The following is a 13,563-nucleotide window of genomic DNA, read 5'->3' as shown; positions in this document are numbered from 1 at the left end:
CAGATGCGGACCGCGCGACGAGGCGCCGGTCTGGGGAGTGTGCGCTCATGTCCGAGCACGGCCTGGACGAAGACGCGGATCTGAGAGGCGCGTTGCAGCCTCAAGCGGGCCTCTTCCGCCGCGCGCTCGCCCGCCTTTCGGACATCGTCATGCCGCCGGTCTGCCTCGTCTGCCGCACGCCGATCGGCGGGCACGATGCGCTCTGCGCCGCTTGCTGGCGCGAGGTGGATTTTATCCGCCCGCCCGTCTGCGACCGCCTGGGCCTGCCCATGCCATTCGACATCACGCCGTTCGGCGCCGATGGTCCGATGATCTCGGCCGCCGCGGCAGCCGATCCTCCGCCTTACGGCCGCGCCCGCGCCGTCGCCGCCTATACGGGCGGGATGCGCGCCCTGATCCACGGGCTCAAGTTTCACGACCGCCATGACGTCCGGCGTTTGCTCGGCCGCTGGCTGGTGGAAGCGGGCGGGGAAGTGATCGAGGATGCCGATCTGATCGTGCCGGTTCCGCTGGCGCGCCGGCGGCTTTTGCTGCGTCGTTTCAATCAGGCCGCGACGCTGAGCCAGGAGATCGCCCGCTTGACCGGGCTCCGCTACGAGCCCATGGCGCTTGCTCGCACGAGAGCCACGGCGAGCCAGGTGGGACTGTCGCGCGCCGCCCGCCGCCGCAACGTTTCCGGGGCTTTCGCGGTCCCTCGCCGCTACGCGGCTCGTGTCGCGGGCGCCAACATCCTGCTGGTCGACGATGTCATCACGACGGGCTCGACGGTCGGCGCATGTGCGCGGACGCTTCTGCGGGCGGGCGCCGCGCGGGTTGACGTCTTGGCGTTGGCGCTCGTGACCGATCATGCGACCGTTCCCTCCTGAGGGGCCGCCTAAGCTGGAAAAATGCTCCAAATCGGTGTGTTATGGGGCAGAGCGTCGCTTTGCGGAACGCGTGCGAGCGGCTAACCTGAAGCACGGAGATCCGGTCGGGACGTCGAGGAATTAGCGAAGACATGGCGAAAGTCACCATCTACACGACGTCACTTTGCCCCTACTGCCACATGGCAAAGGAGCTGTTGCGCGAAAAGAGCGTGACGTTCGAGGAAATAGACGTGACGGGTAGGGCGGAGCTGCGCGCTGAGATGCGCGACAAAGCCGGAGGCCGCAACACCGTCCCTCAGATCTGGATTGGAGACCGCCACGTCGGTGGCTGCGACGACCTGATGTGCCTCGATCGCAGCGGCAAGCTCGATCCTCTCTTGAGCGCGAGCGCGTAGGCGCCCCATGTCGCGCGGTCCCTCGAATTCGTTTCGTGCCGGTCTCGTGCAGATGTGCGCGGGCCGAGACGTCGCCCACAACATAAGCGATGCAACTGCGCTCATTCGCGAGGCGGTAAGCGGCGGCGCCGATTACGTGCAGACGCCCGAGACCACGAACCTGATGGAGCTCGACCGCGCGCGCCTCTTCGCCGCCGCCGAGCCCGAGCACGCGAACGCCGCGCTTCAGCGGTTCTCGGACCTCGCTCGCGAGCTGTCGATCTGGCTGCATCTGGGCTCGCTTGTCGTGAAGGTGAGCGAAGAAAAGCTCGCCAATCGCGCCTACGTCATCTCGCCAGCGGGAGACGTTACGGCGCGCTACGATAAAATTCATATGTTCGACGTCGATCTGCCCAACGGCGAGAAGTACCGCGAAAGCGCGAACTATGAGCCGGGCAGCCAAGCCGTTGTCGCCGGTCTGCCCTGGGGCGGGCTTGGTCTCTCCATCTGCTACGATCTGCGCTTCCCAAACCTCTATAGGACTCTCGCCCACGCGGGCGCGGTGATGCTTGCCGTCCCGGCAGCCTTCACGCGCCTCACCGGCGAAGCGCACTGGGTAACGCTGCTGCGCGCGCGCGCCATCGAGGCGCAGTGTTTCGTGATGGCGGCCGCTCAAGGCGGGTTGCATGAGCACGGTCGCGAAACCTTCGGCCACAGCCTCATCGTTGCGCCGTGGGGCGAGGTTCTCGCCGAGGGCGGCGTTCACCCCTCGGTCATATTTGCGGACATAGATTTGAGCCGGATCGCGGATGTTCGGTCCCGCGTGCCGTCGTTGCGGCATGACAGGACATTCGACGTCATCCATGCCGGCAACGTTGCCGCGGAGTCCGCGTCATGATCAAGTTCACCCTGCAGTGCCGCGACGGCCACGAGTTCGAGGGTTGGTTTCGGAACGGCGCCGCGTATGAGGCGCAAGTCGCTGCCGCGCAGATTGCTTGCCCTCACTGCGGCAGCCACAGCATCGACAAGGCGATCATGGCGCCGGCCGTTGCACGCCGTGGCGCGGACGTTGCGGCATCTCCGAACACGAGCACCGCGCACCAGAGCGATGATCCCGCCAACGCGCCGCTTCACGCCCTTCACCGGCGACTGCGCGAACTCCGCGACGAGATTCATTCCAAAGCGGAATACGTCGGCGGCAAGTTCGCGGAGGAGGCGCGGCGTATCCACTTCGAGGAAAGCCCGCCGCGTGGCATTTACGGCGAAGCCTCCTCCGATGAAGCGCGCGAGCTTGCGGAGGATGGCATCCCATTTTTGCCCGTCCCGCGCCTGCCGGAAGACTTGAACTGAGGCTTCCCGATCACACGCGCGATTTGCGAAAGTTTCGCGAAAGGCTGCAGCCTTAGCCCTCGTGTGTCGGGCAGTTTGCTTCTGCCGGCGCTGGCAGATGCAAGGGGGCGCGGCAGGTGACGGTACTTGAGACGACAACTCGAAAAGCGCCGCCGAAGCGCCGCGAGATGCTCACGCGGCGCGAGCGTGACTGCCTCATCCTCACAGGTCACGGGCACTCCGAAAAGGAGGTTGCTCTTGCACTCGACATCAGCCCGAACACGGTCCGCGTCCATATCGAGAACATCAAGCGCAAGCTGGGCGCGTCCAACAAGAGCCACGCACTCATACTCGCGCTGCTGACCGGCGAAGCGGAACTCAAGGATTTCGACGAGAAGGTCGCGGCGGACGCGCCGCACTGACGCCCTCCCCGCGCATAGAGGCGCGAAGCGTCAACAGCCAAGCGCCGAGCGGATACGCCCGCCGATCTGATCGAGCGGCAGCACCTCGTCGGAGCCGCCCGCCTCCACAAGCGAGCGGGGCATTCCGTAAACCACGCAGCTGGCTTGATCCTGCGAGATGTTGTAGGCGCCGAGCTTGTGCAACTTGGCGAACTCGGCTGCGCCGTCGGCCCCCATTCCCGTCAGCATGACGCCGAGCACGTTCTTCCCGAACGCGGATCGCGCGCTTTCCGCCAGCACGTCCACCGAAGGTTTGTAGAGACTTTCGCCCTGGTCCGGCCGCACCTTGATCTCGGAGCCCGTCACGCGCGTCTGCATTCCGCCGGGCGCGATGTAGATTGTGCCCTTTGTCAACGTCATACCGTCTTCGGCCTCGACCACCTTCGGCTTGCAGGTGTCGTTGAGGCGCTGGGCAAGAGCCTTCGTGAAATTCGGCGGCATATGCTGTGCCACGACGATGGGCACGGGGAGCGCTTCGGGAAGCTGCGAAATGACGCTCTGCAGCGCCTGCGGTCCGCCGGTGCTGGAGCCGACGATGCAGATCTTTGCGCTGACGCGTCCGCCGCACGCCGTCCGTGGCGGAAGCGGTGTGCGGACCGCCGCTGCCGGCTTCGCTCCGGTGGCAGGTGTCCGGATGCGATGCTTACGCGCCTCGACGGCAGCCGAAAGCTTCTCGTGAATACGTTCGAGACCGCGAGATTTGGGGATGAAATCGATCGCCCCAAGGTCGAGCGCTTCGAGCGTGATGGAGGCGCCCTGTTCCGTACGCGCGGAAAGCATGATGACGGAAGCGCTGCTCCGGCTCACGATTTCCTTGAGCGCATCGATGCCGTTCATCACCGGCATGTCGATGTCGAGCGTAACGACATCGGGAGAGAGCGCGAGCGTCTTCTCGATCGCATCGCGGCCATCGATGGCGGTGCCGACAACCTTGAAGCGCGGATCGGCCTCGATTTTCGGTGGCAGCACGCTTCTCATGAAGGGCGAGTCGTCGACGACGAGCACACGGATGAGCGGGGGGGACATTGGATGTGACTCCTCGCCGGAAAAGCACGAGCCTGTCCGCCAGGGCTCGGGCGCGCCTGTTACGGCGCCGTTCTTGATCTTTGAGATACATCGTTAACAGCGAGAAGTTTCCATTCGGTTACGCACGCACCCGGTGCGCGCCGAGGTCACAAGCCGCTCGGCCGAAGCGAAACATTCGCGCCGAAAGGCCCTGTTAAGACTATCGCAAGCAATCTCGCCCCATACTTCGAGGGCATCGACAGAGCGACTGGCGGGCCCTTAACGCTCGCACGATGTGTGGTGCGTGCACACGGTATGGGTTTAAGGGGATAGGGTTATGAGCGCGAATGACATGCCTGTACTCGTCGTCGACGATTACAGCACCATGGTTCGGATCATTAAGAAGCTTCTGAAGCAGATCGGCTTCGAGAACGTGGACGATGCCGCCAGCGGCGAGGCTGCGCTTCAAAAGATCAAGGCCAAGGAATACGGCCTCATCATTTCGGACTGGAACATGGAGCCGATGACCGGCTACGAGCTTCTCAAGGCTGTGCGGGCCGACCCCGCCATGAGCAAGACACCGTTCATTCTGGTCACCGCGGAATCCAAGCAGGACAACATCAACGCCGCCAAGAGCGCGGGCGTGAGCGGCTACATCATCAAGCCGTTCAATGAGAAAGTCCTCAAAGAGAAGATCGACGCGGCGTTGGCTGCGCCCGTCGCGGCCTGATCCGGCCGACGCATTCGGAAATTGAGAAACCCCGGGTCGAAAGGCCCGGGGTTCTTCGTTTCATCGGATCGCAAGCCGAGATACGGACAGCTCACATATAGCCGCGCTGCATCAGATCCTTTGTGTGCAGCACGTCGACAACCGTCTCGTCGTCCACCACGACGATGTTGGCGATCCGCCGCTCCTTCATGAGCGAGACGGCGGTGCTCATGAGATCGTCGACGCTGACGGTGAGCGGGCGCGTTGTCATGATGGCCTGCGCCGTCTTGGAAAACATGTCGGGCGAGAACGCGCGCCTGAGATCGCCTTCTGTAATGAGGCCCACGAGGCGGTTGGTCTCGGGTTCCGTCACCACGACACAGCCGCGTTGACCCTCAGCGAGGCGAATGACGACATGTCCCATCAACTCGTTGGGATGAACGATCGGCACCGCGTCCTTGAATTCGTCGGTGTAACGGCGCACCGAAGAGAGCAGAAGTCCGAGGCGCCCGCCAGGGTGCAGCTTTCCGAAGTCCGCATCCAGGAACGAGCGCTGCTCCATCAGCAGCACGGCAAGGACATGTCCCGCTGCAAGCGTGATGATGGCGGACGATGTCGGTGCGAGGTTATTGGGGCAGACCTCTTTGACCTTCGGCAGCCTGAGGCAGATGTCCGCCTGCTTGGCGAGCCGGCTGTTCTCGTTGGACGTCATGCAGATGAGCTTGGCGCCATTCGCTGCACAGAACTCGGCGACCGGAAACAGCTCCTTGGTCATGCCGGAGTTCGAAATTGCCAGAACCACGTCCTGCCCCGTGATCATGCCGAGGTCGCCGTGCGAGGCCTCTGCCGCGTGCAGGAAGAACGACGGAGTCCCGGTGGATGCGAACGTGGCTGCGAGCTTGGTGCCGATGTGACCGGATTTGCCGACGCCCGTCACGACGAGCCGGCCCGCACAGCCCTGGATCAGCGCCACGGCCTTGATCATGTCGTCGTTGAAGCTTTCGCGTAGCAGGTTCAGCGCGTCGATCTCCTGATCGACGATATTGCGAGCCCGCTCAAGAGCTTCGGCTACGTGTTCTGGACGCATCTGAAGTGCCTTTGTCGCGTTCGGGAAGGGTCGCGGAGGCGCTACTGTCCACCGTCGCTCCTCGCTGTCAATGCCGCAGACTATGCCCGCCTACAACGCTCGATAGGGAATAAGGCGCGTTCCCTGATCGGGAAAACCAGGGACACGTCGGAGGTTCAACGAATTCGGTCTGGCTCTTTCTTGATTAAAGTGCAGCGATAGCTGTCTGGGATAGTTTTTTCCATCAAGGGTTCGCCCATGCATGCAGAATTGGCTGCATTCCCGGCTTCAATTCGTCAACGTTGCCACCTATAAGAGCGGGATCGACGCTGACGTCAACCGAGGGAATCCATAGGTCAGACGGAGCGTTCCCTTGAAAAGGTCGACGTGAGGGAGGGATAGTATATATCGCTGATCGAGGGTCGGATGACCCACACCTTCTAATTTGAATGTTGCTTCATCAGACGAGGTTGCCGATGTCCGCCCAAACAGCCAACCTAGACGAGCAGAATATTGCGTTTTGGAACGAGCTGTGCGGGTCTAACCAAGCGCGGGTGCTCGGAATTGCAGATGCCTCGCCGGCTTCGCTGAAAAAGTTCGATGACTGGTTCCTGTCCTTTTATCCCTACCTCTTCCTGCATATCCCGTTCGAAGAGCTGAAGGGAAAAGACGTTCTTGAGGTCGGGCTTGGCTACGGGACGATCGCCCAGCGACTTGCGGAGAGCGGTGCCCGTTATACCGGACTAGACATTGCCTCTGGTCCGGTTGAAATGGCCAACTTCCGCATCCGCCAAGCCGGTTTGGAGGGGCAAGCAGTTCAAGGTAGCGTATTAAAGGCGCCGTTCCCCGACGAGAGCTTTGACATGATCGTGACAATTGGATGTCTCCATCACACTGGAAATCTCCAGCGCGCCCTCGACGAGTGCTACCGACTCCTTCGTCCGGACGGGAAGCTTATGGTTATGCTCTATTATGCGTACTCTTACCGTCGTTGGGAGCAAGCAAGGTCCGAAACGCTACGTTATTGGTTCCGGGAGCGGTTTGGATATGTCGGGCCGGTCAAGCCTTTGAGCGACGCCGAAAAGTGGGATTACGACCACAACGAAAAGGGACAAGCTGCACCCCATACAGATTTCGTATCGGTCCGTTCGCTCCGAAAGATGACGTCAAAGTTCTCCTCTTTCTCGTATCGGCGCGAAAATATCAATACTGAGCCGCCATTCCAGAAGTGGTCGAGCCGCCGCGAACTGTTGAAGACCAAGTATCCTGGGATTGTTGGTTTGGAAATTTACGCGACCCTCACAAAATGATACGATCCGTGATCGGGAGATCGCGAACCGCCACATTCAAACATTTAGCGATAATACTCCCGGTACCACGCGACGAAGGACTCGATCCCTTCCTTCAGCGGTGTCGCCGGGCGGTAGCCCGTGTCGCGGACGAGGTCGTCCACATCGGCCCACGTGGCAGGCACGTCGCCGGCTTGCATCGGAAGCCACGTTTTCTTGGCCTCTTTGCCGAGTGCGGCTTCAAGGATCTCGATCATCCTGAGCAGCTCGACCGGTTCCGTATTTCCGATGTTGTAAATCCGGAAGGGCGCGCTGCTGCTGCCGGGATCCGGTGCGTCTCCGCTCCATTCCGGATTGGGCGCTGCGAAGCGATCGGCGGTGCGTAACACGCCTTCGGCGACATCGTCGACATACGTGAAGTCGCGACGCATCTGGCCGTTGTTGTAAACTTCGATGGGCTCGTCCGCGAGAATAGCGCGCGTGAACCTGAAAAGTGCCATGTCCGGACGCCCCCAGGGTCCGTAAACCGTAAAGAAGCGAAGCCCCGTCGTCGCCAGTCCATAGAGATGGCTGTAGCAATGCGCCATCAACTCGTTGGCCTTCTTCGTCGCTGCATAAAGACTGACGGGGTGGTCGACGTTGTCATGCACGGAAAACGGCATCTGCGTATTGGCGCCATAGACCGAGCTTGACGAGGCGTAGACGAGATGGCGCACACCGTTGCGGCGGCATCCTTCGAGAACGTTGCCGAAGCCAACCAGATTGGCGTCGATGTAGGTCTCGGGATGTTCGAGCGAGTAACGCACGCCAGCCTGTGCGGCGAGGTGGATGACGACCTGCGGTTGCACGGCTGCGAAGAGGTTTGCGGTATCCTCTCGGGCCGCGAGATCCAGGCGGTGGAACGAGAAGGTGGGAGAGGCGCTCAAAAGAGCGAGCCGAGCCTCCTTCAGAGCCGGATCGTAATAGTCATTGAGATTGTCGATGCCGACAACGGGCGTTCCTCGGTCGAGCAGCCGGCGCGCCACATGAAAGCCGATGAAGCCTGCGGCCCCGGTGACGATGATCGGTGTATTCACGGTCGAAGCCAAGATCGGGAGACCTATTCGCGGGGTGAAACGACGGAATCGATTGCCGGTGAAATCCACATGGCGCGTGATATCTAGCGCTTACTATCCCGAATCCTCCCGCAAAGGAATACAGCGCGCGCGAGCTGCCGTTGACGTCGAGTGCTCAGCTTGGGGCGCGCAAGTCGGCATAGAGGGCAACAAGCCGTGCCTGCTCGATCTCCCAATTATAGCGGCCAAGGACCGCTTGGCGGCCGTTGTCGCCCATGCGCCGCGCCTCTGCCGGATCGTTGACCAAGCGGTCGATGGCAACAGCGATCGCTGTAGGATCGAGAGGGTTCACGCAGATGCCGCAGGCGTTTTCTTCGACGAGATCCCGCCAGAGCGGAAAATCGGACGCAATCACCGGCACGCCAGCCGACATGTATTCGAACATCTTGATTGGCAGCGAGGTGAGATAGGCGGGTGTCGGATGCAAGGTCACGAGGCCCGCAATCGAGCGCGAAAGCACATCCCGGATTCCCGTGCGCGAAAGAAAGCCTAGATGATCCGTCTTTCCCCAGCCAGGCGAAGATTGGACAATCTCCTTCGTGCCGGTGCCGACGAAGTCTCCTGCCAGCGCGAGGCGAACGTCGGATTGGCAATAGGTCATCGCGGCGATGGTGTCATGAATGCCTCGGGCGGCGGAGAGGCCGCCGACATAGCAGACGATCTTGTTCTTAGCCGTCCAGGATGCGCCGTCGTCGAGTTCACCGAGGATCGGATAGTTCTTGATGTCGGTTGCGGGCACACCCATCGCGGCGAACTTGTCGCGGATGGTCGGCGTCGCCGCGACGACGTGGTCGAAGTGGCGGCAGACGGTGCGCTCCAACAGTCGCGCGCCTGATGAAATGGGTCGGCGCAGCGCGACTGGGATGTAGGGTTTCGAGAGAATATCCTGCGGGAGATCTTCATGCGCATCGTAGATCACGCGCTTGCCTCGGCGCTTCAGAACTTTGCCTGCCAGCATCAGTTCAGGATCGTGAAAGTGATAGACATCGCAGTTGGCGGCGATGGCCTGCGTGAGCACGCGCCGCGTGGTCGTGAGCGCTCTGCTCAGCCTGCCGCCTGGCCTGCCGACATCGAGAATACGAACCCCATCGCGCGTTTCGTCGCCCACACCGTCCGCAACGATCAGCGTCACGTCGTGCCCGGCAGCCGCGAGCGAGCGGCACTGTTTGAGAAAAATCCGCGTGTCGTAACGGGCGTGCACCGATGTCAGATGGGCGATCTTCAAGGCTGGCCCTCCGAGTGGCCGCATCGTTGAGACAGAAGGCTTACGAGGCCACTTTGAATTCTCGCTCCCATAACGCAACGCTATAGAGCCGCCAGCGGCTGCGCTTATCGAGCCGTTGCATCGCCTTGGAGAATGCGTTTGCGGAAGCCATCTCACCCAAGAGGGGCGATGTGAGAACCGTCCGTTGCATCTCGGCTGCGTGTTTGGTCAGCCAAATATCTTCAGGAGCCTCGAATCCGAACTTGTTTTTCCGCCACGCCACGGCCTCGGGAAGCCGTCCCGTCATTGTCTTGCGCAAGATCCATTTGGACCAGCCGTCGCGGATTTTGTAGCGGTCGGGAAGCGACAGGCTCAGTTCGAGTAGCCGATAATCCAGGAAGGGCAGACGCGCTTCCACGCTATGAGCCATCGAGTTCTTGTCTTCGTAGCGCAGAAGGACCGGAAGATTCGTGGATTCGATTTCCAGCTTTTGCAGGCGAAAACTGTCGAAGCAACTCTTGGCGAAGGCCGACAGCGGTGCGGGCAAAGGCGCGTGGCGGTCGAAGTGCCGATGGCGACGCTTGTAGAACGCGTATCGCGCGGGAGCCACCAGCGCACCCACGAGATACTTCGCCATGTTGACGGGGTGCATCTTAGCGTTGTTGCGTGCAGATGCCCGCAAGGCCGCGACGGTGGCGCCGATCCCATCGCGACGGAATGCCGATGCGATATAGGCGGCGTAGTATTTCTCGTAGCCGAGCAGCGTCTCGTCTCCTCCCTGCCCGTCGAGCAGCACGACGATTCCGTTGTCTCTAGCGGCTTTCATGACAAAATATTGCATGGTGAGCGAGGGGCCGCCGAACGGTTCTTCCTGCGCACGCACCACATGAGGCAGCGACGAAACGAAATCTTGGTAGCTCGGCTTCGTGCAATGCCAGTCGAGATCGCTCGACTTGACGACCATCTCCGCGAAGTGCGCCTCGTTGTTGGAATCCTGCTCGCTGACGGCCGTGATGGCGCCGAAACGACCATCCGCTTCACGGCGATAAAGTTCCGACGCGGTGGCAGCGACAGATGAAGAATCGAGCCCGCCGCTAAGGCAGGTTCCTACTTTCACGTCCGACCTGAGCCGCAACCGCACCGCGTCTTCGAACAACGCCGAGAACTCCTCGGCCGCGTCCGAGATGGACAGGCTGCCCACGTCTTCCCGCGGGCTCACTTCATAGTAGCGCTGGATGGTGAAGCGGTTGTGCGTGAGATTGAAGGTGGCGCTGTGACCGCCCGGCAGGCACCGGATGCCCCGAAAAAACGTCCGGTCGTCGACGTCGCTGAAGCTGGTGACGAGGAATGTGCGGATGACGTCCATGTCGGCCGAGACGCCCTCGCCGAACGGCAGAAGTTGGCGAATTTCGGAGCCGAAGGCAAAGGCGTTGCGTCCCTCGGAGTAGTAGAGCGGCTTCACGCCGAACCGATCGCGCGAAAGAAAGAGCCTCTGTCGTGCGCGGTCGAAGATGGCGAACGCCCACATGCCGTTAAAGCGGCTCACGCACTCATCGCCCCAGCAGTCGTAGGCGGCGAGGATCACTTCCGAATCCGTCTCGGTGCGGAAAATATAACCTTTGGCGCGCAACTGCTCGCGAATTTCGAGGTAATTGTAGATTTCGCCGTTGAACGTCAGCACCTGTGTGCCGCCCGCGTTGTGCATGGGCTGAGCGCCGTGTTCGCTCAAGTCCAGGATCGACAGACGCCGATGACCGAGTGCCAGCGAGCCATCGATAAAATGACCGCTGCCGTCAGGACCCCGATGCCGGACGGCGTCCGTCATGCGTTCGATGACCGAACGCTCGGCCGGTCCCCCATCGAGGCGAACGAACCCCGCAATGCCACACATGCAATCGGTCCCTCCTGCCGCCCCGTTGTCTCTCTAGCTTCTTCTCTGCTGCTTCTAAGGCGGGACCGGTAGTTGCACCAGTCGCGATGTGAAACCTCACGCGGCGAGCGCGCGGTAGCATTGAAGCAGTGTCCGGCTTTCCTGCGCCCAGTTGTACTCGTCCTCTACGGCCAGTCTCCCCCGCTCACCCATCGCCTCAGCTTCGTCGGGATTGTCCAGTATCCATGCCATGGCCTGGGCGATGGCGGCCGGGTCCCGCGGGTCGACGAAAAGACCGCAGCGCGCATCGCCGATGAGATGCCGCCAGAGCGGAAAGTCGGAAACGATCACGGGCAGTCCTGCAGCCATGTATTCGAACAGTTTGATGGGGTAGGAATAGAGATAGTTTTCCCTTGGGTGAAGGACGACCAGCCCGGCCCGCGCCCCGCCGAGCATGCGCGCGATATCTTCGCGGCCAACCCAGCCCCGGTCGAGAACGTGTCGCCAGCCCGGCATGCGCTCGATCTCCTCGCGGAGCGCCGCGGGATCGAACGCGCCGGCCAGATCAAGAATGACCTGTGCTTTATCGATACGTGGCAGGGCATCGACGACCTCGCGAATCCCTCGGTCGACCGTAATTTTTCCGACGTAAGCGAAATGCGGCGCGCGCATCGCGTAGGGCGTGGCGTCGGATGCAACAAGCTCCTCGTGCAGCGGAAAATTACGGATCGTGTGCGTTTTGCGCTTCGGGAAGCGGCGGGCGATGTGCGGTGTCGCCGCCAGAATTTTTGTAAACATCAGCCCGCCGATCCATTCGAGGACTGCGTAGCTGACGCTCGCCGCATATCGCACGGGCCATGAGAAGCGCCAGGCGAACACTTCGCGCGGATAGTCTTCGTGAACGTCATAGATGACGCGGTATCCGGCCGCAGCGAGCAGAATGGCGAACGGCAGGAACATGCCGTCGTGGAAATGGATGACGTCGGGCTTAAATTTCCGGGCCTGTCGCGCGGCGCGCCACATAGGAACCAATCGACCCGCCACGCGCCCTCCCGTGCGGCCGACATCGACAATGTTGACCCCGTTGAAAACTTCATCGCCGTCACCGTCGCTGACGAAAAGAGCAACATCATAGCCCTCATTGGCCAGAGACACGCATTGCTTGAGCAGGATGCGCGTGTCATGCCGGTGATGCAGGGTGGCGATGTGGGCGGACTTCATGAGGCGCGGGTCAATCAGGCTGAATGAGACCGTCGCATGGCATACAGCGCCCCTCGGGGAAACCAAAGCGGTTATCTCAGTCTGCGGCCTTCTCCGTGCCCCGCGCGCCGTGTCATTTTGACTGATGCCAAACCGCACGCGGAAAGCCTTTGGCGGGCGGGGAGAGAGCTGTGGAGAAAAGGGGAAGACGGTGGCCGCAGAGCGAGCCACGCGGAGCAAAAAAGTTAGAAAAGTCATTCAAAGCTTTGAATAAAAACAATCCACATTGGACAGGCAGCTCAGGCATTCCGTCCGTTCTTCGGGTTGACGTTCACGCTCTGAACGTTCTAGACCGATGACGTTGGGGAGGGGGGCACGGTGTGCCGAAAGCGCCAGGACAAAAAGGCTTGGACGACGCCCGCATCATGCTCGGCCTGCTTGAGCAGATTGAGCGGGACAGTTCTCAGTCTCAGAGGCATCTGGCTGTCGAACTCGGGATCGCGCTGGGGCTTGTGAATGCCTACCTCGGCCGGTGTGTGAAGAAGGGCTTGCTCAAAGTCGCGCGTGCTCCTGCACGTCGCTATGCCTATTACCTCACGCCTAAAGGTTTTGCGGAAAAATCGCGCCTGACCGTCGATTATCTCTCTCACTCCTTTTCGCTTTTTCGCCGTGCGAAGCTGGACTGCGCCGCAGTGATAGAGGCCGCGCGCGCGAAGGGCATCGAAAGATTTGCACTCGCCGGCGTTTCGGATGTTGCCGAGATCGCCATGATTTGTGCACTGGAAAGCCGCACGGAGATCGCTGCGATTGTCGATCCGCAGTCTTCTCAGCAGCATTTCCTTCGTCTCCCGGTGTTTGCGTCTTTCGAGCAGATTTTCGGGTTGTGTGACGGAGTAATCGTGACGGACATCGCTGCGCCGCGAAAGATGTATGAGGCGGCTGTAGCCCGGCTCGGGGAAGAGCGCGTGTTCATGCTTGCCGTATTGTCGTCGCCGGTGGGCGATGCTCAGGAGTCGGGCGGATGAGCGGCATCAAGCGTTCATTGGGATGTTTTGCTCGCGCAGCCGCGCTCCTG

At 61.3% G+C, this 13,563-nt stretch carries 14 protein-coding genes; 8 read left to right on the top strand and 6 right to left on the bottom strand.

Annotation, left to right across the window (positions count from 1 at the left end):
- Nucleotides 1-47 precede the first annotated feature (47 nt).
- The 5 genes from W911_RS00530 (at nucleotide 48) to W911_RS00510 (ending at nucleotide 2,991) form a co-directional block, all read left to right on the top strand.
- Nucleotides 48-866 (top strand): ComF family protein, encoded by an 819-nt coding sequence (locus tag W911_RS00530; RefSeq protein ID WP_023785557.1) that lies wholly within the window; start codon nucleotides 48-50, stop codon nucleotides 864-866.
- 131 nt (nucleotides 867-997) lie between these two features.
- The gene (grxC, locus tag W911_RS00525) at nucleotides 998-1,261 is read left to right on the top strand and encodes a glutaredoxin 3 (protein WP_023785556.1); all 264 of its coding nucleotides are present in this window, start codon (nucleotides 998-1,000) and stop codon (nucleotides 1,259-1,261) included.
- 7 nt (nucleotides 1,262-1,268) lie between these two features.
- Nucleotides 1,269-2,138 (top strand): carbon-nitrogen hydrolase family protein, encoded by an 870-nt coding sequence (locus tag W911_RS00520; RefSeq protein WP_023785555.1) that lies wholly within the window; start codon nucleotides 1,269-1,271, stop codon nucleotides 2,136-2,138.
- Nucleotides 2,135-2,590, top strand: a complete 456-nt coding sequence (locus W911_RS00515; protein ID WP_023785554.1) for a DUF1178 family protein — start codon at nucleotides 2,135-2,137, stop codon at nucleotides 2,588-2,590. Before W911_RS00520 ends, W911_RS00515 begins: the two co-directional genes overlap by 4 nt.
- Before the next feature lie 116 nt (nucleotides 2,591-2,706).
- Complete coding sequence (locus W911_RS00510) at nucleotides 2,707-2,991, top strand: response regulator transcription factor (RefSeq protein WP_144083461.1); 285 nt, start codon at nucleotides 2,707-2,709, stop codon at nucleotides 2,989-2,991.
- Between the two features lie 30 nt (nucleotides 2,992-3,021).
- Here W911_RS00510 and W911_RS00505 read toward each other — a convergent pair whose 3' ends face one another.
- A complete protein-coding gene (locus W911_RS00505) occupies nucleotides 3,022-4,056 on the bottom strand; it encodes a protein-glutamate methylesterase/protein-glutamine glutaminase (protein ID WP_023785552.1) in 1,035 nt (344 codons plus the stop codon).
- Nucleotides 4,057-4,372: 316 nt separating this feature from the next.
- Between W911_RS00505 and W911_RS00500 the strand changes: the two genes are divergently transcribed.
- Nucleotides 4,373-4,765, top strand: coding sequence for a response regulator (locus W911_RS00500; protein ID WP_023785551.1), 393 nt, complete (start codon nucleotides 4,373-4,375; stop codon nucleotides 4,763-4,765).
- A 91-nt stretch (nucleotides 4,766-4,856) separates the two neighbouring features.
- Here the strand turns inward: W911_RS00500 and W911_RS00495 are convergent, their stop codons facing one another.
- Entirely contained in the window at nucleotides 4,857-5,831 is a 975-nt protein-coding gene (locus tag W911_RS00495) for a KpsF/GutQ family sugar-phosphate isomerase (protein WP_023785550.1), read from the bottom strand.
- 455 nt (nucleotides 5,832-6,286) lie between these two features.
- Here W911_RS00495 and W911_RS17030 point away from each other — a divergent pair, with 455 nt between their 5' ends.
- On the top strand, nucleotides 6,287-7,120 hold the full coding sequence (locus W911_RS17030) for a class I SAM-dependent methyltransferase (protein WP_158412813.1): 834 nt from the start codon (nucleotides 6,287-6,289) through the stop codon (nucleotides 7,118-7,120).
- Between the two features lie 44 nt (nucleotides 7,121-7,164).
- Here W911_RS17030 and W911_RS00485 read toward each other — a convergent pair whose 3' ends face one another.
- The 4 genes from W911_RS00485 to W911_RS00470 all read right to left on the bottom strand — a co-directional run bounded on the left by W911_RS00485 (nucleotide 7,165) and on the right by W911_RS00470 (nucleotide 12,746).
- Entirely contained in the window at nucleotides 7,165-8,175 is a 1,011-nt protein-coding gene (locus W911_RS00485; protein ID WP_041316822.1) for an NAD-dependent epimerase, read from the bottom strand.
- Nucleotides 8,176-8,329: 154 nt separating this feature from the next.
- Nucleotides 8,330-9,439: a glycosyltransferase family 4 protein gene (locus tag W911_RS00480; protein ID WP_023785547.1), complete on the bottom strand. Its 1,110-nt coding sequence runs from the start codon at nucleotides 9,437-9,439 to the stop codon at nucleotides 8,330-8,332.
- Between the two features lie 40 nt (nucleotides 9,440-9,479).
- On the bottom strand, nucleotides 9,480-11,309 hold the full coding sequence (gene asnB / locus W911_RS00475; RefSeq protein WP_023785546.1) for an asparagine synthase (glutamine-hydrolyzing): 1,830 nt from the start codon (nucleotides 11,307-11,309) through the stop codon (nucleotides 9,480-9,482).
- A 96-nt stretch (nucleotides 11,310-11,405) separates the two neighbouring features.
- Nucleotides 11,406-12,746: a glycosyltransferase family 4 protein gene (locus W911_RS00470; protein WP_210163470.1), complete on the bottom strand. Its 1,341-nt coding sequence runs from the start codon at nucleotides 12,744-12,746 to the stop codon at nucleotides 11,406-11,408.
- A 149-nt stretch (nucleotides 12,747-12,895) separates the two neighbouring features.
- Between W911_RS00470 and W911_RS00465 the strand changes: the two genes are divergently transcribed.
- Nucleotides 12,896-13,513: a winged helix-turn-helix transcriptional regulator gene (locus tag W911_RS00465; RefSeq protein WP_023785544.1), complete on the top strand. Its 618-nt coding sequence runs from the start codon at nucleotides 12,896-12,898 to the stop codon at nucleotides 13,511-13,513.
- Nucleotides 13,514-13,563: the final 50 nt, after the last annotated feature.

It is taken from the genome of Hyphomicrobium nitrativorans NL23 (assembly GCF_000503895.1).
GTDB classification, from domain to species: Bacteria; Pseudomonadota; Alphaproteobacteria; order Rhizobiales; family Hyphomicrobiaceae; genus Hyphomicrobium_C; species Hyphomicrobium_C nitrativorans.
This window is presented reverse-complemented; position numbering and strand designations above follow the sequence as displayed.